The organism is Streptomyces sp. NPDC096136, from assembly GCF_044763325.1.
Taxonomy (GTDB): Bacteria; Actinomycetota; Actinomycetes; order Streptomycetales; family Streptomycetaceae; genus Streptomyces.
The window spans coordinates 103,671-124,332 of the sequence record NZ_JBIWFZ010000017.1 but is presented as its reverse complement, the minus strand read 5'-3'; the positions used below and the strand labels follow the sequence as shown (position 1 = coordinate 124,332).

Here is a 20,662-nt window from a genome sequence, read left to right as displayed (position 1 = left end):
CCGGGTTGCGCCCCGCCTCCCCACCGCCAACGCCCCGACGAACGGCCTCCTGCGCGCGTGCACCGGGGTCAGGCGGAGGTGGTCCAGGCGGCCGTCAGCCCGTCGAGCCACGCGGGCGGCAGTTCCGCGGCCTCCCACTGCTCCCGCAGTGCCTGCGGGGAGGCCAGGAGCCGTTCCAGGACGGCGACGCTCGTCGCGGAGTGCAGGAGGGAGTAGCGGCCGTGCACCTGGGTGGCGCTGTCCGGTCCGAAGGCCGCGAACAGCCGCTCGAGCCGGCCGCGGTGGAGCGTGGCGAACTCCGTCAGCCGTCCGGCGTACCCGGCCCGCAGCCGGGGGCCCATCGTCCCGAGGACGGCGACGAGCACCTCTTCGGTCACCTCCGGATCCAGCTCGGACACCGCGGTGAACGACAGGTACAGGGGGGTGAGCGCGACCTTGACCCGCTCCACTTCCATCCGCCGGGCCCGAGGATGCGCGCCGGCCCCGCCTTGGTCCCCGTCGGGCCCCGTGACCCCCGCCAGGGTCCGCTCGGCGACGGCGCCGAGCTCGGCCACCAGCGTCTCGGCCCCGTCGAGCCAGCCCGACCGGTACTCCTCGCCCTTGTCCCCCGGGACGCCCGGTCCGGCGCCGTTCAGTTCGTCGTGCGCGAGGGCCAGGACCCCCGCCTCGACGAGCCCGATCAGCTGGCGCGCGTCCCCGGAGGGGACCCCCGCCCGTGCGAGGAGCTGCAGCAGCGTGGTCCTCGCGTTGTCGACACTGACCGCGTCCGGCCACCGACGTCCCTCGTGGGCCGTGCTCATCCGCTCCTCCTCATCGCCCGGTACCCGGTAGTGCAGTGTGCACAAGGAGATCGTTTCCCGGCAACGGTCCGATCTCCGCGAGAAGGGGTCGCGGTACCCGTATGGACCCGGTCGGTACGGCACGGCCGGGTCCACGGGCGCACGGGGCCCGTGGACGCGTCGCCGGATGCCGCCCACCCGGCCGCGGTCAGCAGGTCGTGAAGACCAGGGCGGCGTTCTGCCCTCCGAAGCCGTAGGAGGTGCTCATCGCCGCCTGGGCGCGGAGGGGCCGGGGGGCCTTGGCGACGATGTCGAGGTCGACGTCCGGGTCGGTGTCCTCGTGGTTGGCGGTCGGGGGGATCAGGCCGTGCTGGAGGGTCATCACGGTGACGGCCGCCTCGATCGCGCCCGCGGCGCCGATCGCGTGGCCGATCGCCCCCTTGACCGAGGTGACGGGGGGCGGGGTGGGGAAGACGGTGCGCAGGGCCCGGGCTTCGGCGAGGTCGTTGAGGCGGGTGGCCGTGCCGTGGGCGTTGACGTGTCCGATGTCGTGGGGGTGCAGGGCCGCGTCGGCGAGGGCTCGGGTCATGGCTGCCGCGGCGCCCGCGCCGTGGGGGTGGGGGGCGGCGTAGTGGTGGGCGTCGCAGGTGGCGGCGTAGCCGTCCAGGAAGGCGCGGGGGCGTACGCGGCGGGCTCGTGCGTGGGCCGCCCGTTCCAGGACGAGGACGGCGGCGCCTTCGGAGAGCACGAACCCGTCGCGGGCGGAATCGAAGGGCCGGCAGGCCTGGTCGGGAGCCTCCGTGCGCCGGGAGAGGACTCCCATGCGGTGGAAGCAGGCCGCGGGGATGGGGTGGCGGACGGATTCGGCACCGCCGGCCAGGACGATGTCGCAGGTGCCTGCGCGCAACAGGTCGCGGGCGACGCCGATGGCGGTGGCGCCGGACGCGCACGCGGTGGAGACGGTGAAGTTCGGGCCCGTGGCGCCGGTGTCGAGTCCGATCTCGGCGGCGGACATGTTGGGCACGCTGCGCGGGATGGCCAGGGGCGAGACGTCCAGGGGGCGTCCGTCGGCGATCTTGGCGAACTCCTGCCCGTACCGTTCCATGCTGGCCGTACCCGAGCCGATCACCACGCCGACGCGGGCGCCGTCCCAGGTCTGCGGGTCGAGGCCCGCGTCGGTCAGGGCCTGGCGTGCGGCCAGGACGGCCATGGCGGTGAACCGGTCCAGTCGCCAGCCGTATCCCGGGACCGTCCGGCGGGGGTCGAAGTCGGGTACCCGGCAGGAGATGTCCACGGGCAGGCCGTCGAGGCTTTCGTCACGCCGGGCGGTGGAGGCGCCGGTGAGGAGCGTCTGCCAGGTGGCGTCGGGAGTGAGGCCGGCCGGTGTCACCATGCCGAGGCCGGTGACCGTGATGCGGGTCATGCGCGGCTGTCCGCGGTGGCCGGGGTCTTGACCGCCGCGGCGTCGGCGGCGTCGAGGAGGTCGGCGAGCTCCTGGACGGTCTGGGGCAGTGCCGTTTCGCTGAGGGTGATGCCGGTCGTCTCCTGGACGATCAGGCTCATCTCGATCAGGGCCAGGGAGTCCAGACCCAGCTCATCGAACGTCTTGTCGGGGGTGATCTCGGCCGCGTCGATCGGGAACGTCTCGGTGAGCGCCTGGGTGATCGCGTCCAGGGTGGTCGTCATGGCGGGTCCTCACGGGGGTGTGGCGGATGGGGTGGTCAGGACGGAGGGGATGCGCCCGCACCCGCCGGCTCGGGCGGGCTGGTGCGGGGGTGGGCGGGTGGCGTGCCGCGGCCGCGGCGGTCGTCGGCGCTACCGCGGCGGCGAGGACGGCGGTGGGTGCGAGGGCGTCGACGAAGGCGTCCCGCGCCACGACCGGTGGCAGCCCGCCCCGGCACCCGCCGGAGGCAGACGGACGCAGCACACCCCTGCCTCGGGGCACTCCCTCAGGAGCCTGCGCACCGGCCCACCCGTCACACCCACCGCCCGCCTCTGTTCGACCACGGCCCACGCGGATACCGGCCCCGAATCCGGACCCACCGGGCCCGAGCCACCGTCGATCGTCGCGCGCCCCGCACCCCGGCGCACGGTCAGCACGCCGCGACACCCGGACGCGTTCACCGGAACGAGCCACGACGCCGCGTCCGAGCGGCCCAGCCGTGTGCTTGTCGTTCCGCCTGACGGGCCCCGCGCTCGGAGGCGAGCCGGTGGGGCGGCGAACCGGGCGCCGCCCCACCGGGATCGGGTTCGGAGCTCCTTCCGTGTGCCGGTCGGCGATCAGGCGATGCCGTGGAAGTCCGCGTAGAACTCGGCGATCCGGTCCGAGTGGCGGGCCAGTTCCGGCAGGTTGGCGCCGATGGCGGTGCGGACCTGGCGGGTCAGCTCGTCCCGGTCCTTCACCGCGGGGTCGACGAACGGATCGACGCGGCGCACCAGTTCGTAGTTGCTCGCGATGTCGGCGGAGCGCATGGCCTTCTCCAGCCCGGTGGCGCCGGCCGGGGAGACCGGGGGGAGCTTGCGGCTGACGAAGGTCACCCGGTGCAGGACGCGCCAGCACGGGGGCTTGGCCTCGGACTGCCGGGCCTGACGCAGCGCCGCGGCGTTGGGATCCGCTCCCTCCAGCCACTTCCGGTCCACGACCTTGCCGTAGAAGTCCTCGAAGTTGTTCTTGTCACTGTCCAGGTAGAAGGTCATGAACCGGTAGGCGTCGACCCGTCCCGGGACTTCGACGGGCTTGCCGTCCTTGTAGACCGGGTTGGCGTCGGCGTCGTACTTCTGCATGTCTCCGGGGGTGTCGACCATGACGTTGAGGCCGAAGGCGCGGGTGGACTCCTTCGACTTCGCCCGGGTCCGGCTGATGCCGCCCCCGAGGGCGGAGTCGATCTGGACGCCGATGCCGACGCCGAACACCGTGAAGCCGGTGTTCAGACCGGCCGTGGCCGTGCCGTTGAACCGGTAGGAGCCCGTGGTGGTCTCGGTGACCACGTCCGTGGTCTCGGTGGTCTCGGCGAAGAAGCCGCCGTCGGCGGACCAGACGTAGGTGTTGACGAGGTCGCGGCGGGCGAAGGCGCCCGCCTCGTCCTTGGCGCCCCGGTCCTTGCCGGGGCCGGGGATCGGGCCGGTGAAGCGGCTCAGGAGTTCCTCGGCCCGCCGGAACGTGGGGTCCGGATCCGAGGCCCCGGCCGAGAGGCCCTCGTAGAACGCCTGGCGTCGTTGCTGGTCCTCGGTGATCCGGCGCTTGAGCGCGTAGGCCTCCCTCGGCTTGAAGTAGCTGTACTCGCCGTAGTCCGAGGCGTCCTTGTAGTCGGGGTCGAGGAGCTTGCCGGTCGCGGTGAAACCGACGGTGCCGTCCAGGGTGCCCTGCTTGACGTAGCGGGGGTTGAGCGGGAACGGCAGCAGGTTCCAGTCCCGGGGGATGTCCGGGTTGGGCAGCATCCGGTAGGCCACGACCGCGCCGCTGTGCTCGATCCGCAAGGCGAACACGTCGGCGGTCTCCGACTGCACCAGCGCGTAGCCGGTGTTGGCCGGTACGAAACGCCGGCCGCCGTCCGGGTCGATCTGGTCCTTCGAGGTGTCCGGCTCCCAGCCGCCGCTGAGGCCCACGGTCGTGGAGCGCGCGGTGTCCACGCCCTCGGCGACGTCGGTCTGGTGGCCCCAGGCGTTGGAGTACTCCAGGGTGCCGCCGAGGCCGATGACGTTGTCGACGCTCGCGGCCGGGGTCGCCACACCGATGCCGAGCGGCGCCTGGATCAGGAGGGTGTCGTTGTCCACGGTGTTGTTGAACTGGACGGCCAGCGACGTGTCGACGCTGCTTTCGCCGCCCGAGGACAGGGTCTGCACCACGTGGTCGGCCTGCTGGAACTCCACCGACGTGGCGTTGATGTAGCTCAGGGAGCTGAGGCGCCGGGTGGCGACCAGGTTCTCCGACGGGATCGGCGGCGCGCCTTCGACGTAGCCCACGAGCTGCGGGTCGAACTGCACCTGGCTGACCCATTCGGACTTCAGGTCGCCCAGCTTGTAACCGGTGACCAGGTTCCAGGCGCCGTCCTGGACGTAGCCGTACGCCCGCTTGAGCACGCCGCGCGTCGAACCGTCCCGCCGGTTCCGCTGGAGGTCGGCGTACTCGCCGACCGCCGGGGTCCCGCTGATGGTCCGTACGTAGCCGGGCTGCCCGGTGGCGAAGACCGGGCGGACCTCCGGGGAGTCCGAGGAGATCGGCGCGGTGGACATCAGCGGCGCCGGGCGGGCCGCGGCGGCCTCGGGCAGCGGAAGGTCCAGGGCGCGCGGGCCGTGGTCGCGGACGGCGGTCGCCTCTGCCTCGGTCGACTCGTCGTCGAAGGGGTAGTAGGCGATGAGGTCCGCGATGTCCCCGATCAGGCGGCCGAAGAGGTTGTCGAGGATCTGCTCCTCGCTGCGGGCCACCCGCCAGATCCGCACCTGGTCGAAGACGCCGAGGTACGGTTCCGCGGCCTCGTTCCCGTCGACCCGGCCGCCCAGGGCGAACTGCTCGGAGCCGTAGGAACCCCGGGCGGGCGCGTCGACCGCGGCCAGCGGGAGGCTCTGCGTGGGCCGGCCGTTCAGGTACAGGCGGAAGGCGCTGCCCTTCGGGTCGGGGTTCTTCACCCACTTCACGCCGTGCAGTCGGACCTGGTGGCTGCCGGCGTCGTCGGCGGCGAGGTTGCCCAGCTTCTCCTCGAACCGCCAGCGGGCGATCAGCCCCTCGGGGCGGAGCGTGGGCGTGTCCCACGTCCGGCCCTCGGTCACGGGGAGGTCCGCGCCGATCTCCTTCACGTCCCGGGCGGTGTTCCAGATCCGGGCCTCGCCGATGATTCCGGCGAACGGCTGGTCCCCGGAACTCCGGCGGCCCCGGCCGATCTCCAGCACACCGGGGTGGCCCAGGTCGGGCGCTCCGGCGTAGCGGACGTTCCCGGCGGCGGCGCCGTCGATGTAGAAGGTGATGTCGGACCACTGCCGGACGACGATGGAGTCGACGAAGGCGGTGACGGCCTTCTCCAGCGCGGCGGCGTCGGAGGTGTCGAGGTCCTTGGGCAGGCGCGTCTCCTCACGGCTCTCGCCGAGCTTGCGGACCATACCGATCCGGTGGAAGGCGCCGGCCTTGACCTTGCCCCGCCCGGTGTTCGCCGAGTTCAGCCGCACCTCGTTGCCGTCGGCATCCTCGAAGGCGAAGAACAGCCGGCCGTCGGCCTCGATGCCGAACTGGTACGGGACCCGCCCTCCCCCGCCGTCGTCGACGCGGCCCTTGGACAGCACGCCCTGGGCGGAGCCGAGCTCCCCGGTCTGGAGGAACACCTCCAGGGTGAGGTCCTTGGAGATGTTCAGGTCGTCGGCATGCGGGGTGTCGGCGTAGGCCTGATGGGCGAAGCGCAGCCCCCAGGACTGCTCGAACGCCGCGGCGACGTGCGTCCACTCGCCGGCGGCGACGGTGGCACGGGACGCGGCGAAGTTCGTGCCGACGCCGAGGACGACCGGTCGCCGCCCGGTCGTGTCCTTCGTGCCGAGTGCGAGCGTGTACTGCGACTCCTCGCCCAGGTTGGCATGGACGACGCGCGCCACGTCGCCTTCCTCCGGCTTGAGCCATGCCTCGATGGTGAGGTCGTCGGCGTGCCGGGCGGCGGACCGCAGCGCCGGGGGCAGGGCGGGCGGCTCGGTCGTGGCGGCGAAGTTCAGCGCACGGCCCGGCAGGTCCCCCCACCAGCGTGACGGGCGTGCCTCGCCCTCGTCGGTCGCCGTACCGTCCTTGACCTCCCCCGAGCCGCCGATCAGTGCGGCGGTGACGAAGCGGGAGCCGTATGCGCCGCCGGATCCGGGGCGTTCGTGCGTCACGAGTTCAGGGGCGTACGAGACGAGTCGGACGGCGGTGCCTGCGGCGATGGTCGCGTCGCTCGGACCGTGGGTGAGCCGCAGACCGGTCGCCTTCGCGGCGACCTGTGTCGTGAGCGCGTACGTCGTGCCGCCGACGTCGATCAGGTCGCCGGCGGCGAGCGCCCGGCGCGCGCCGGGGGCGGCCAGGGTCAGCGCCCCGTCCTTGAAGGAGGCGACGGTTCCGACCGCGACCGGCTCGGCGCGGACGCCGTTGAGGGCGGCCACGATCCCGCTCGCGGCGCGCGGCAGGAGGGTCCAGGTCTCGGAGCCGCCGTCGCCGCCGGTCAGGGTGAGGGTGCAGCGGTCGGCGAACGGGCCGACGGTGTCCGCGGCGACCCGAACCTCGTACTTGGCGAGTTCGCAGCCCGCGTCCCGGGCGGTCAGGTGGACCGTGGTGTTGTTCGATGTGGCGAGCACCTTGCCGGCCCGGCCGATGGTCGTTTCGTAGAAGAGCCCGGTGAACCGGTCGTGGTCGTCGCGGTAGTACAGGCCGATGTGTCCGGTGCCGCTCTCGGCGAGGAAGGGCGAGCCCGAGGTGGTCGCGAAGTCGAGGACGGCGCCGGCCCAGCCGAGGCCGAGCCTGTCCTGGCCGAGCTGGACCATGGGCAGCGTGCGGTTGCTGCGGCCCTTGGTGCCGCCGGTGATGCGCCCGAGGCGTTCCTGCTTGGCCGCCAGGGAGTCCTTGAGGCGGGTGATCCTGTCGGTGTGGCCGGCGATGTTCGCGGGGCCGTCCGCGACGAGCCGGCGGCGCACTTCGGCGGCGGCAAGGGCTGCGGCGGCCTGCTTGGCCTTGTCGTCGGCCGGGGTCATCGCGACGCAGTAGACGGCGACGCGGTCGCCTTCGCCCCCGCGCATCACCAGCTTCCTGTCCCGGTCGTCCCAGTGGAGCAGGTTGCCGTAGCCCCGCTCCATGGTGCCCTTGGTCCCGCCGTCCTTGTTGATGCCGGTCTTCATCCGGTATCCGGCGCCCCGGGCCTGGAAGTCCAGCCACAGGGCCGCCCCCGGGTCGCGCCGCAGCACCACGGAACCACCATCCGGGGCGAGGACTTCCTTGGTCACCGCGCTGATCAGCCGGTGGTACGAGTTCGCCTTCTCCAGCTGCCACCGGGCCGGGCGGTCGGACGGGTCGGCGAGTTCCACGGCGGTGACGGGCTCGTACTCCCCGTCCCCGTCGGGATCGGCGACCTTCAGGAGCCTGATGTCGATGTCGTTGTCGATGTAGACCCAGCAGTCCGTCTTCCCGCCCGATGCGGTGGGCATCCCCGCCGCGGTGGTGGCGGTGCCCAGGGCCTCGCGGAACGCGTTCCGGATCCGGCCCGGGTCCTTGAGGTCCAGGCGCAGACCGTTCAGCTGCTCCTCAGCCGTCGCGAGGTCCTTCTCCAGGACGGCGATCTCGGCTTTGAGACGGTTCTCCTCTGCCGGGTCGACCTCCTCGATGGCCGAGCCGACCGAGGGGAGGTCGAGGTTGTCGGTCATCTGCGCGAGGCGGCCGTCGCGGCCCACCGCGAGGTCGAGTGCGGCGATCCGGCTCCTCTTGTCCTTGTCCTTGTGCGAGGCGCTCGTCGTCCAGGTGAGCAGTACCCGGGCTTGACGCTTGAGCGGCCTGAGCCGCCCGTCGTGTCCCGACGCGGCCTCCTCCTGCTGGTGCAGGAGCACGGCGGACAGGCCTCCGACAACGCTGCGGCCGAGGACCCGGAAGCAGTCGCGGCGGATGCCGGGGTGGTCGGCGACCGGCGCCTCGGAGGCGACCCACCAGACCCCGCCGGTGCCCCTGATCCTGGCGTCCAGGCCGTTGTCGGTCTGGTCGAAGGTGCCGCCGCCTCCGTGCACGGTCTCGTCGAAGCGGTAGTACGCGGCGAGCCCCGGCTCGTCGCCGACCAGCCGCTCGCCCCGGGTCGCCGCCACGCGCTCGGGCTTGCGGTCCCGGGACCACAGGCGCATCTCGTCCAGCACGCCGGCGAAGAGGTCGTCCGTGGGGCTCTTGGCGGCGATGAACAGCTTGGTCGGCGTGGCGGCGGGCGCCAGCGGGCCGATGGCCACTTGCAGGTCGCCGACGTACAGGGCGGCCTCCACGCCGTCGTAGAGGGCGCAGACGTGGGTGTACCTGCCCTGGGGGACAACGGTGGCGGCGCCGTCGTCGTCGTGAACACCCGTGCCGGAGGCCAGGAGGACGCTTCCGTGGGCGAGGGTCAGGCGCCCGTCCGCGTCGAGGGAGAGGGCGAGGCCGCCGTCCGTGGCCACGATGGTTCCCGGCCGTGCGGCGGGCTTGATCCAGGCCTCGATCGTGTAGGCGCCCGTGCCGAATCCGGTCGGCGCGGGTGCCTCGAGGTGCGCCGTGTTCTTCGAAGGATCGGTCGTCGACCGCCAGAACTTCATCGCGGATTCGGCGAACTCGGCCTTGACCGGTACCTGGATCAGGGGCTTGCCGGTGAAGGGGCACGTGCCCGGGGAGCGTTCGAGGACCGAGTCCTGGTACTGGGGGTCGGGGCTGGTGTGGAAGCGGGTTCCCTGGGTGTGGAAGAGGCCGTCCTCGCCCTGCTCGACGTTGATCGCGTCGATTCGCTGGGACTTGGCGTTGTGGACGAAGAACTGCCAGCGCCGGACATCGGCGACGGCGGTGGGGACCAGCAGCGCGGAGAACCGGCCTTCGGTGATCCGGCCGACGAAGCCGAGTTCGAGGGTGGGTTCAAGGAACGGCTTGCCGTCCATGTCCATGATGCCGAGGCTGTCCTTGGCCGACTCCGGGCGGTCGCGGTGCCGGCTGCGGCGGTAGCGCACCTCCTGGACCGGCTTGAGGTCGCCGCCGGCGAGGACGAAGCGGTCACAGAGCAGGGCGTCCGCAGCGATGTCGAGGTTGCCGTCCGGGGTTCCGGTGACGTCACCGTCGGGAGTACGGTGCAGCGCGTCGGAATGGGAGGCCGCGACGGCCTGCCGGAAGACGAAGACGTGGCGGCCGTCGGAGAGGGCCTGGAACGGCACGGCAGCGGTGAGCCGGGCCGTGGAGGACAGGAACGGGTCGATCTCCTCGTCCAGGAAGTAGTCGTCCTCGCCCTCTTCGGCCCGGCTGCCCTTGCGCACGCACGGCAGCAGGTCGGCGCCGAGCGCCGCGTAGCCGGCACGGGTGATCTCCTGGGGGAACGGCAGCTCCTTCGGGTCCTCCGCCCAGTGCCGGACGTCGAGGTCGGGATTGCCGCTCTCGTCCTCGCCGGCGGGCAGGGCGGCGGCCGCATCGAGGTCCAGGACGCTGTAGTACAGGCGGCGCGCGGAGTCGAGGGCGAGGGCGACGGTGGTGCCCTGGTGACGGACCAGCGTGGTGTGGACGTAGACGTGGTCGTTGTAGATCTTCAGCCTGCTGCCTGCGCGTCGTGCAGTCGTCACGAGTCGTGCTTCCCTTCCGTGGTGGCACTACGCGCGAGACCTCCCCGGGGTTGATCGCGTTATGCGGACGGCTTCTGATCCGGCGGGATATCGAGCACCGATGGGATGAATCCGTACGCCGAACGCCCGGAGCGCGGAGGGGCGCAGGCCTGCGGCGGTAGTCCGCCGCGGCGCGGGCGAACCGTACGCGCGGTGTCAGCGGGTGCCGTTCCGAGGGCTGCGCCGCCGACGGCGGCTCGGCGACGTCCTCCAGCGAGCGGCGCTCCGCGATGGCCACGGCGCGGGTCTCCGCGGGGAAAGCCTCGGACACGGTCAGCCAGCGACAGGCGGGGAACGCACGACGCGGGTGGCGCACGAACACGGGCCGTCATCGCGGTCGCACCCAGGTAGACCGCCGGGGTCACCGGGAAGCGCCCCGTGCGGCCGTACCGGCCCGCCTCCCGCCCCTGCTGGTGGGAGGCGGGCCGCATCCGGGGTCGGGCCGCTCAGACCCCCGTGACCTTGGAGTTCGCCGTCAGCTCGTACACCAGGGTGACCGTCCTGCGGCCGCCGGGCGGGAGGGGGACGGCCCAGCGGACGATGCCCTCGGCGTCGACCGTGTCGGGGGCCGGGGAGCAGGCGTCCTCGCGGAGCCGGACCTCCACCGCGGAGACCTCGGAGACCGGTATCCGCTCGCGGAGGACCACCACCCGGTCGCCCTGCTCGCCGGGTGCGGAGAACCGGGACAGGTGTACCCGCACGGTGCGCGTGACCACGGTCTTCTGCAGGATCCCGGTGGTGTCCCGGGTCTCCTCGGTGCGCCGGACCACCGCGTGGTCGTCGCGGCTGCCGAAGGCCAGTTCGACGGGCGCTCCCGGCGCGGTCATGTCGAGCGTGCCCCGGCCGGTGAACCCGCCCGCGCGGACCAGGTCCACGGGACCGGACAGCAGGGCGTGACCGGAGAGGTTGTCGAACCGCACCACCTGGGTGACCAGGGGCGCCGCTTCGGGTGAACAGGCGTACTCGCTGCCCGTGCCCGTCGTGAAGGCGGAGAGCGGCACCCGGTGGGCGCGTCCGTCCCCGGGCACGGACACCGGCGCGGGGGCGCCCAGTACGCGCGTCTCGCCCCCGTCGTCGACACCCGGAAGGCCCCGTACGGGCGTCGGTCCGAGGTCGGCGATCTCCTCCTCGCGCAGTTCGACGTCGACCGTGCGGCGCTCCGCCGCGGAGCGGTCGGTGAGGGTGAGCCTGTCCTCGCCCAGCCGCGGCGGCGTGGTCGTCCGCGCCGAACGGGCCGTGGACAGGGTCAGCCGTACGCCGGACCAGTCCTCGCCGGTGCGCTGCCAGACCATCGCGTCGGTCTCCAGCGTCAGGGAGTCCCCGTCGAGCACGGCCCGGTAGGCGGGCCGCCACATGGCGCACGGGGAGAGGTGCGTCAGGCGCAGCCCGGCCCGGCCGGCGGTCTCGGCGTGCACGGTCAGCTCGACGTGGCCGACCAGCTCCGCGGGCTCCTTCTCGGCGAGGAGCATCGCGCGCCGGGTGGCGCCGAGTTCGGATTCGAGTGCGGTGAACCGGGCCTGGAGGGTGTGCAGTCGCTCTCCGTGGGTGTCGCGCTCAGCGTCCACGCGGTCCAGTTCGGCGGCCCAGCGGGCCGGGTCGGTCTCGCCCGTGCCGGCGCCTTCGGAGATGTCCCGCAGGAGGTCGGCGGCGAGGTGGCCGAGTGCGTCGAGGCGGGCGTGCAACCGGTCCTTTTGCAGGTCGAGGTCCTTGCGTTCCTCTTCGAGTTCGTGCACGCGCAGGCGCAGGGCGGAATCCTCCCCGGCCGACGGCAGCGGCCCGCGGGGCGTCCAGGTCCGGACGATCCGCGCGTCGAGCACGGTCGCGGGGAAGTCGGCGGTCAGCCCCGCGTGGAGGGTCCGGTCGACGGCGAGCGCGCTGACGGGACCGAGGCGCAGCTTCTGCACGCCGGCCTCCAGGTCGAGGACGGCGGACCGTTCGACGTGGGCGCGGTCCTCCAGGCAGGTGACGGCGGTGACGGGGAGGGCGATGGGCTTCGGGGCCGTGGTCATGGCGGTGGTCAGCTCCTGCGGTTGCCGCCGGCCAGGGCCTTGCCGGTCGGGATGCGGATCTCGTAGCGGCCTTCGAGGGCGGCGGTGGCGCCTGCGGGCAGGTCGAGCCGCCAGAGGCGGGTGCCGGGGGCGTGGTGCTCGGGCCCGGCGCCCGGCTCGGGTGCCTTCCAGTCGGCCCGGTCCTCGATCCGGACGTCCGGCTCCGAGGTGACGGGTATCCGTTCGCGCACCTCGATGGTGACGGGCCCGGCGAGTCCGTTGGCCAGCTCGACGTGGACGCGGTGGTCGAGCACGGTCGTGTTGTTGCGCAGGCCCGACGTCGACTCGTTCAGATGGGTGCGGCGGGTGACCCGGATGCCTTCGGCGGGGCCGAGCCCGACGCGGCGGACGGCGCCGGGGGCGAGCGTGGGCAGGGCCGTGGTCAGCAGGAACTCCCCGTCGACGGTGACCTCGACCGGGCCGGCCAGGAGGGCCTGGTCGGTGGCGTTGGACAGCACCAGCGTCGCGTACACGGTCTGCTCCACGGAGGGCACCGCGAGGTGTTCGGTGCGCAGCCCGACGGGGATCTCCGTGACGGTGACCGTGTGCCAGGTGCCGTCCGACGGGATGTCGGTGCGGGCGGCGGCGTCGAACCGGTGGTCGAAGGAGCCCGCCGACTCGCGGGGCCGCACCGCGTGGCCGGGCAGCGGCAGCGAGGCCACCTCCTCGGCGCGTCGCCGGTGTGCCTGAGCCACCGGGTCGGAGGGGGCGCCCGGGAACAGCAGGCCCCGGCGTGCGCCCCGTTCGTCGGGTCCGCTGAGGACGAGGGCCGCGTAGTCGAGGTCGGCGCCGCCGGGCCGCGGCGGTCCGGCCGCGGGGGCCGGGGGCGCTGGAGGTACCGGGGAGCCGCCGGGGGCCGCGGGCGGCCCCGCCGGGGCGGGTGCCCCGGCGAAGGAGGCGGCGGCGCCGCCGGCGCGCGGGCGGCCCGCGGGCCGCGCCGAGCGGGCCCGCGGCGCGGTGCCGGGCGCGGCGCCGTAGCCCTGCGGGGCCGGGGGCTGCGGGGACGGGGCGGCGGACGGCGGGAGTTCGGGCGGCGCAGCGGCGGCCCCGCCCGGAGCGGCGGGGGCGGGGGGCGGCGCGGGGGCCGCAGGCGGGGCGGGCGTCGGCGCGGGGGCGCCTGCCCCGGGCCGGGCCCCGAAGCCGGCGGGCGTGCCCGCGGCGGCGGCCGGCCGCCCCGGGACGCGGGGACGGGGGCGGGGGCCCGCCGCGTCGTATCCGGAGAACAGGTCCGCCAGCCCGGCGGGGGGCTCGCGCCAGCCGGACGGCGCGGGTGCGGCCTGGCGGCGGCCGAGGCGGATCGAGCGGAGCCTGGGCAGGTCGTTGCCGCGCCGGAGGTCGGCGGTGGCCAGGGCGAGGCGTACGCCGGACCAGTCCTCGCCGGTGCGCTGGGCGACCGAGGCACGCATCAGAAGACGGCCGTCGGTGTCGCCCTGGTGGCAACTGAGCCGGTAGGCCGGCACCCACAGCGCCCCCGGGACCGCGTACTCCAGTTCCAGTTCCAGCCGTACGTCCGGCGCCGGTTCCGCTTCCGCTTCCTGTTCCTCCTTCACGCCCCCGGCGAGGTCCAGGGAGAGGACCGCGCAGACCGCTGTCCCCACGTGTGCTGACGGCGCGTCGGTCGACGCGCGGGCGAGGCGGTCGCCGGCGACGGCCAGCTCGTGCGCGACGGAGTCCAGCGCCTGCTCCAGCTCGGCGAGGCGGGCGTGCAGGCGTTCCAGCCGCTCGTCGACGAAGTCGGCGAGGCCGAGCCATGCGTCGACCGGGGTGCGGCGGTGCGGCGGGTCGTCCTCCCTCCGTGCGGGGGCCACCGGCTTGAGGCCCCCGACCTCGGCGATCAGGCCGAGCTGGCGGTCCCGGCGGGCCTGCGCCGCCGCGTGGGCCTCGGTCAGCCGCTCGACCTCGCGGCGCAGCCCGTCGGGCGTCCCCGCACCGGGCGCGCCGGCCTCGACCTCCACCCGCGCCTCGGTGACGCGCGCTCCGGAGGCGCCCAGGACCCGGGCCCGCAGCGAGCCCGGCTCCAGCGACCGGGGCAGTCCCGTGACCCGCACCTTGCCGTCGGGCGGCACACTGCCGCGGGCCAGGCGCCTGCAGAGCGCGCCCTGCGCGTACACCACCACCGAATCGAGAGTCGACTCCCACCGGTGTTCTGCTGCTTCCGATTTCATGTGCACCGCCCCCACCGCGTCCGTTCTGGTGGAAGCGTACGCAGAAGACGGCACCGAGCCCTATGCTCTCAGGAGAACAAACCAGGACATAGCGCAGTGAAGGGCATTAAAGGTGACTGGAACATCGGACGCACGGGACGCCGACCTCGCGCTCAAGGCCAAGCACCGGACGATGTGGGCGCTCGGCGACTACCCGGCGGTCGCCACACAGGTCGTGGCGGCGCTCGGCCCCGCCCTGGTGGAGGCCTGCGCCGTCAAGGGCGGCGACCGGGTGCTGGACGTCGCCGCCGGGTCCGGGAACGCCTCGATCCCGGCCGCCCTGGCCGGCGGCCACGTGGTCGCCTCCGACCTCACACCCGAGTTGCTGGCCGAGGGGCGCAAAGCGGCCCGGGCGCACGGCGTCACACTGGACTGGCGGGAGGCGGACGCCGAGGCCCTGCCCTTCGACACCGGCGCCTTCGACACGGTGATGTCCTGCGTCGGGGTCATGTTCGCCCCGCACCACCAGGCCACCGCCGACGAACTGGTGCGGGTCTGCCGGCCCGGAGGCACCATCGGCCTGCTCAACTGGACCCCCGAAGGCTTCATCGGACGGATGTTCGCGACCATGAAGCCGTACGCACCGCCGCCTCCCCCCGGAGCCCAGCCGCCGCCCCTGTGGGGGCAGGAGGAGCACGTGCGCACGCTCCTCGGCGACCGCGTCACCGACGTCGACGCGCGCCGCCGGACGATCCGCGTGGACGCCTTCGAGGAGCCGGAGGCCTTCCGCGACTTCTTCAAGGCCGCCTACGGGCCCACCATCGCCGTCTACCGGAGCATCGCCGACGACCCCGGGCGGACCGCCGAGCTGGACGACGCCCTCACCGACCTGGCGGCCGGCGCGCTGCGCGACGGCGCCATGGAGTGGGAATACCTGCTCCTCACCGCCCGCCGGAGCGGCTAGAGACGTCTGGCCGATAAGAGCGGTCCCCGCTGGGTAGGCCGTACGGGCAGGAGGATCGTAGCGGCGGGCGGGGGCACGGTCGCTCCCGTCTGCGGTACGGCCACGGCACGGTACGACACGGCACGGCACTGACCCCATCGGTGGTCCCGAGCGGTATGGAGGAACGGACGGATGTCGAACGAGCGAGCGGGGCGGCCGGCGCGGGCGGATGACCTCGTCGACGTGCCCCGGCTGGTGACCGCGTACTACGCCCTGCACCCGGACCCCGCCGATCCGGCCCAGCGGGTCGGCTTCGGCACCTCGGGGCACCGCGGCTCGTCCCTGGCCACCGCGTTCAACGAGGACCACATCGCGGCGACGAGCCAGGCCATCTGCGAGTACCGGGCCCGGCAGGGCGTGGGCGGCCCGCTGTTCCTCGGGGCCGACACGCACGCGCTCTCCGAACCGGCCCGGGTGACGGCGCTCGAGGTGTTCGCCGCCAACGGAGTCCACGTCCTCGTCGACACGGAGGACGGCTACACCCCCACGCCCGCGGTCTCCCACGCCATCCTCACCCACAACCGCGGGCGCACCGGCGCCCTGGCCGACGGCGTGGTCGTCACCCCCTCGCACAATCCGCCCGGAGACGGCGGGTTCAAGTACAACCCGCCCCACGGCGGGCCCGCCGGGTCGGAGGCCACCGGCTGGATCCAGGACCGGGCCAACGAGATCATCGCCGACGGGCTGAAGGGGGTCCGGAGGCTGCCGTACGCGCGGGCCGTCGCGGCCCCCACCACCGCCGCGTACGACTTCCTCGGGGCCTACGTCCGCGATCTGCCCTCCGTCCTCGACCTGGACGCCGTGCGGGCGGCCGGCGTGCGCATCGGCGCCGATCCGCTCGGCGGGGCGTCGGTCGCCTACTGGGGGCGCATCGCCGAGGAGCACCGGCTCGACCTGACGGTCGTCAACCCGGAGACCGACCCCACCTGGCGGTTCATGACGCTGGACTGGGACGGGAAGATCCGGATGGACTGCTCCTCCCCGCACGCCATGGCCTCGCTGATCGAAGGCCGGGCCCGGTTCGACGTCACGACCGGCAACGACGCCGACGCCGACCGGCACGGCATCGTGACCCCGGACGGCGGGCTGATGAACCCCAACCACTACCTCGCCACCGCGATCGACTACCTCTACCGCCACCGTGAGGGCTGGCCGGCGTCCGCGGGCATCGGCAAGACGATGGTGTCCTCCGGGATGATCGACCGGGTGGCCGCCGACCTCGGCCGGGAACTGGTGGAGGTCCCCGTCGGGTTCAAGTGGTTCGTCGACGGCCTGGCCGGCGGCACCCTCGGGTTCGGCGGCGAGGAGTCCGCGGGGGCCTCGTTCCTCCGCCGCGACGGCTCCGTGTGGACCACCGACAAGGACGGCATCCTCCTCGCCCTGCTCGCCTCCGAGATCCTCGCCGTCACGGGGCAGAGCCCCTCCGAGCGGTACGACGTCCTCACCGCCCGGTTCGGCACGCCCGCCTATGCCCGCGTCGACGCACCGGCCACCCGGGAGGAGAAGGCCGTCCTCGGCCGGCTGTCCCCGCAGCAGGTCACCGCGGACACCGTGGCCGGAGACGCCGTCACCGGCGTGCTCATCAGCGCCCCGGGCAACGGCGCGGCGTTCGGCGGGATCAAGGTGACCACCGAGCACGCCTGGTTCGCGGCCCGCCCTTCGGGCACGGAGGACGTCTACAAGATCTACGCGGAGTCGTTCCGGGGCCCCGGACACCTCGCCGAGGTCCAGGAAGCGGCGCGCTCGGTCGTCTCGGCGGCCCTGTCCTCCTGACCCCTCGGTGGGCCGGTGCGGCCGGCCCGGCGGTCGCCGTGACCGTACGCCGGCGGGTCGGGCCGCCGGCCGGCGCGGGGTCGACCGGCCGGCGCCGCGCGCCGGAAGGGGGGTTGCCGGGCCGCCCCCGGGGTAAGGGCGGCCACGGAAGAGGGAACAGGAGGCGCCATGTCCGAGGAAACAGAGGCCGTCGTCGAGGCCGCTCTGGAACCGCACGAGCCGTCCCCGGACGAGGTCGAAGCCCGCGACCGGGTGCGGAGCGAAGCCGTGGGGATGACCCACCATCAGGCGGCCGCCGCCCTCGAACGCGTCCTGGACGCGGTCGGCCCCACGGCGGGGGCCGACGCCGCCGCGCGGGCGGCCCTGGCGGAATGGCACCGGATCACCGAGGTGCTAGCCGGCCACGGCGGCCCGTACACCCCCGACGCCGACCCCTACGCACAGGGCCAGCTGACGGCACGCCACCGGTGACCCACCGGATCCCGGAGCGCGGCCGGGGGCTCTTCAGACGAAGCTGCCGACGGCCGCCTCCTCGGAACCGAAGACCTCGAAGATGCTGCCCAAGTGGCCGGCCGCGAGCAGCTCACGGACCTGCGGGTCGAAGGCCGCCAGCCTCAGCCGGGCACCCCCGCGGGAGGCGAGGACGTAGCAGTCGGCGAGCTCGCGGAACCCGTGCTGATCGGCCTCGGTGACCTCGACGAGGTTGACCACGATCCTGGTCCGTCCCTCTTCGAGGAGCCCGGCGACGACCCGCGTCAGCGCCCCGGTACCCGTCGCCCCGCAGGCCAGGGTGCCGGTGACGTCGACCACGGTGACGGACAGGTCACCGACCTGCCGGGTGCTGAACTCGGCCATGCTCCTCCACTTCTGTCGGCGTCCGCGTCCTGGACCGGGCCGGCGGCGGCCCTACGCCTCGAGGGTCCTCGCGGCGTCGCGGATGACGTCCAGTACGAAGTCGGGGTGGGAGAGCATGGGGACGTGGCTGCTGTCGACGGCGTAGGTCTTCGCGCCGATGCGCTCGGCGGCCGCCCGCTCCAGGTCGGGGTGCACGGTGCGGTCGTCGTTCGCGACGATGTACCAGCTCGGCTTCGTGTGCCAGGCGGTGCCGGGGACCTGCTGGTTGAACAGGTCGGGGACCGGTACGGCGCCCGTCGCGAGGACGAGCTTCTGCTCGGCCGCCGGCAGATCACCGCAGAAGTCGCCGATGCCCGATTCGAGGAGCCAGATGCGGCCGTCGGCGACCTCGATGTGGTCGAAGAGGGGGGTACGGGGGAACTTCTCCTGCTGGTCCTGCGAGGTCTCGCCCTCGTCCGGGGCGAGCGCCGCGATGTAGACCAGGGCGCCCACGCGGTCGTGGACGCCGGCCTTGGTGATCAGGGTCCCGCCGTAGGAGTGGCCGACGAGGACGACCGGGCCGGACACGTGGTCGATGGCGCGGGTGACGCAGGCGACGTCGCCTTCGAGCGAGTCGAGGCCGTGTTGCGAGCTGAAGACCTCGTGGCCTTCGGCCTGGAGCGTGGGGATGAGCTTGCCGAAGCAGGATCCGTCGGCCCAGAGTCCGTGGGCGAAAACGATGGCGGCTTTGCTGGTCATGATCTCCTCCTTGGGAGAACGGCACACGGGGGGCCGTCAGGGCGTGACGATCGCGAAGTCCGGGTCGGGTTCGGTCAGGCAGCCGAGCAGTTCGGCGAGTTTGGACGGATCACCGGTGATCCGGGCGTGCCGTGCGAGCTCCGGCGGGGGCAGCGTCCCCAGCAGGACCGCGCGCAGGTCGGCTTCGGCCAGGGTGATCTCGGTGTCCGGGTCCCGGTCCTGGCCGCCGTCGCCGAAGCTGTGGACCAGGACCCCGTTGCGCAGCCACTGGGTGACGCGCCGGCCGTCGTCCAGGTTCCAGCGGACGGTGACCTCCTTGTCCCAGCTGCCGGGGCCGTCGACGCGGATGGCGAGGGCGTCGAAGAGCTGGTCGAGGGTGAGGGCGGCCAGCAGGTCCGGTACGACCGCCACGGTGGGGGTGCCGACCGGGCCGTGGCGCAGTTCGAGGGCGCCCATCAGGAAGGAGTTGCGCCAGGTGCCGTTCTCGCTGCCGTAGCCGAGCTGTTCCAGGGCGTCCGCCTGCAGGGCGCGGGCCTGCGCGTTGTCGGGGTCGGCGAAGACCACGTGGTTGACGACCTCGACGACCCACCGGAAGTCGCCCTCGGCGAAGGAGGCGCCGGCCCGGCGCAGGACCTCGTCGGCGCCGCCCATGAACTCCACGTACCGTCGGGCGGACTCGACCGGCGGGTACGCCCACAGGCGGGCGGGGTTGCCGTCGTACCAGCCGAGATAGCGCTGGTAGACGGCCTTGGTGTTGTGGTTGACCGAGCCGTAGTACCCGTGGGTGTGCCAGGCGCGCTCCAGCGCGGGCGGCATCTCCATCAGCTCGGCGATCTCCGGCGCCGTGAGCCCCTGGTTGAGCATGCGCAGGGTCTGGTCGTGGAGGTAGGCGTACGTGTCGCGCTGCTCGGACAGGAACTCCCTCACCCGCTCGCGGCCCCACACCGGCCAGTGGTGCGAGGCGAACGCGACGTCGGTCCCGGCCAGGTACAGCTCCATGGCTTCGGTGAGGTAGCGCGCCCAGACGCGTGCGTCGCGGACCTCGGCCCCGCGCAGGGTCAGCAGGTTGTGGAGGTTGTGCGTGGCGTTCTCCGCCATGCACAGGGCGGCCCGGTCGGGGAAGTGGATGTTCAGCTCGGCGGGGGCCTCGGTGCCCGGGGTCATCTGGAACACCATGCGGATGCCGTCGACGCTCTCGCTCTGCCCGGTGCGGGCCACGGTGAGGGTCGGCGGGATGAGTCCCACCGACCCGGTCGAGGCGGTCTGGCCGAGGCCGGCGCTGATCTGGCCCTGCGGCCCCTTGGGCAGGGCCGCCCCGAACATGTAGGCGGCGCGGCGGGCCATGGCGGTCCCGGCGTAGACGTTTTCGCTCACGGCGTGGGCGAGGAAGCCCTCGGGGGCGATCACCGGCACGCCGCCCGCCACGTCGGCGTCGGTGACCACGCCCCTGACGCCGCCGAAGTGGTCGACGTGGCTGTGGGTGTAGAGCACGCCGGTGACGGGGCGGTCGCCGCGGTGGGCGCGGTAGAGCGCGAGTCCGGCCGCCGCGGTCTCCGCGGAGACCAGCGGGTCGATCACCAGGACGCCGCGCTCCCCCTCGACGAGCGTCATGTTCGACAGGTCGAAGCCGCGGACCTGGTAGATGCCCTCGGTCACCTCGAACAGGCCGTGGCGGGTCACCAGCCGTCCCTGCCGCCACAGGCTCGGGTTGACCGTCTCCGGGCAGTCCTGGCCCAGGAACGCGTAGGCGTCGAGGTCCCACACGCTCTCGCCCTGAGGACCGGGAATGCGGCTGTCGTCCGGCGATCCGAGGAAGCCGCGTGCCGCGTCGTCGAAGTCCCGGGTGTCGTCGAAGGGGTAGCGCACGCGTACCGCCTCGTTGGCCGCGGCGATCTCCGTCCGGGCCGCCTTCGACCGACGTGCCTGCGCCATGTGCTCCCCTACTCCCCGCCAGGTCCGCGCCGTGGCGTTGCGTCGCTCCAGCCGTCTCCGCCACTGTTCGCACCGGGCGGCCGCGCG

Annotated in this window: 12 protein-coding genes; 3 read left to right on the top strand and 9 right to left on the bottom strand. The window is 73.5% G+C overall.

The window, feature by feature from the left end; translation table 11 throughout:
- Window positions 1–68: 68 nt before the first annotated feature.
- The 6 genes from ACIRBY_RS28785 to ACIRBY_RS28760 form a co-directional block, all read right to left on the bottom strand.
- Window positions 69–800 carry a hypothetical protein gene (locus ACIRBY_RS28785; RefSeq protein WP_403905807.1) on the bottom strand — a complete coding sequence of 244 codons (732 nt, stop codon included), beginning with the start codon at window positions 798–800 and terminating at the stop codon, window positions 69–71.
- Window positions 801–987: 187 nt separating this feature from the next.
- On the bottom strand, window positions 988–2,202 hold the full coding sequence (locus ACIRBY_RS28780; RefSeq protein WP_403905804.1) for a beta-ketoacyl-[acyl-carrier-protein] synthase family protein: 1,215 nt from the start codon (window positions 2,200–2,202) through the stop codon (window positions 988–990).
- Window positions 2,199–2,465: an acyl carrier protein gene (locus ACIRBY_RS28775; RefSeq protein ID WP_403905801.1), complete on the bottom strand. Its 267-nt coding sequence runs from the start codon at window positions 2,463–2,465 to the stop codon at window positions 2,199–2,201. Before ACIRBY_RS28775 ends, ACIRBY_RS28780 begins: the two co-directional genes overlap by 4 nt.
- Window positions 2,466–3,059: 594 nt before the next feature.
- Window positions 3,060–10,043 carry a LamG-like jellyroll fold domain-containing protein gene (locus ACIRBY_RS28770; RefSeq protein WP_403905799.1) on the bottom strand — a complete coding sequence of 2,328 codons (6,984 nt, stop codon included), beginning with the start codon at window positions 10,041–10,043 and terminating at the stop codon, window positions 3,060–3,062.
- Between the two features lie 485 nt (window positions 10,044–10,528).
- On the bottom strand, window positions 10,529–12,091 hold the full coding sequence (locus ACIRBY_RS28765) for a DUF4139 domain-containing protein (protein WP_403905796.1): 1,563 nt from the start codon (window positions 12,089–12,091) through the stop codon (window positions 10,529–10,531).
- A gap of 8 nt (window positions 12,092–12,099) precedes the next feature.
- A complete protein-coding gene (locus ACIRBY_RS28760; protein WP_403905794.1) occupies window positions 12,100–14,295 on the bottom strand; it encodes a DUF4139 domain-containing protein in 2,196 nt (731 codons plus the stop codon).
- Between the two features lie 112 nt (window positions 14,296–14,407).
- Here ACIRBY_RS28760 and ACIRBY_RS28755 point away from each other — a divergent pair, with 112 nt between their 5' ends.
- The 3 genes from ACIRBY_RS28755 to ACIRBY_RS28745 all read left to right on the top strand — a co-directional run bounded on the left by ACIRBY_RS28755 (window position 14,408) and on the right by ACIRBY_RS28745 (window position 17,521).
- The gene (locus ACIRBY_RS28755; protein ID WP_403905791.1) at window positions 14,408–15,238 is read left to right on the top strand and encodes a class I SAM-dependent methyltransferase; all 831 of its coding nucleotides are present in this window, start codon (window positions 14,408–14,410) and stop codon (window positions 15,236–15,238) included.
- Window positions 15,239–15,409: 171 nt separating this feature from the next.
- A complete protein-coding gene (gene pgm / locus ACIRBY_RS28750; protein ID WP_403905789.1) occupies window positions 15,410–17,050 on the top strand; it encodes a phosphoglucomutase (alpha-D-glucose-1,6-bisphosphate-dependent) in 1,641 nt (546 codons plus the stop codon).
- A 168-nt stretch (window positions 17,051–17,218) separates the two neighbouring features.
- On the top strand, window positions 17,219–17,521 hold the full coding sequence (locus tag ACIRBY_RS28745) for a hypothetical protein (protein WP_403905787.1): 303 nt from the start codon (window positions 17,219–17,221) through the stop codon (window positions 17,519–17,521).
- A 33-nt stretch (window positions 17,522–17,554) separates the two neighbouring features.
- On the opposite strand, the gene ACIRBY_RS28740 is transcribed toward ACIRBY_RS28745, so the two are convergent.
- Genes ACIRBY_RS28740 through ACIRBY_RS28730 form a run of 3 tightly spaced genes read right to left on the bottom strand, consistent with a single transcriptional unit; the run spans window position 17,555 to window position 20,575 of the window.
- Window positions 17,555–17,905 (bottom strand): STAS domain-containing protein, encoded by a 351-nt coding sequence (locus ACIRBY_RS28740; RefSeq protein ID WP_403905785.1) that lies wholly within the window; start codon window positions 17,903–17,905, stop codon window positions 17,555–17,557.
- Window positions 17,906–17,956: 51 nt separating this feature from the next.
- On the bottom strand, window positions 17,957–18,643 hold the full coding sequence (locus tag ACIRBY_RS28735) for an alpha/beta fold hydrolase (protein WP_403905783.1): 687 nt from the start codon (window positions 18,641–18,643) through the stop codon (window positions 17,957–17,959).
- Between the two features lie 36 nt (window positions 18,644–18,679).
- On the bottom strand, window positions 18,680–20,575 hold the full coding sequence (locus tag ACIRBY_RS28730) for an alkyl/aryl-sulfatase (RefSeq protein ID WP_403905781.1): 1,896 nt from the start codon (window positions 20,573–20,575) through the stop codon (window positions 18,680–18,682).
- Window positions 20,576–20,662 lie beyond the last annotated feature (87 nt).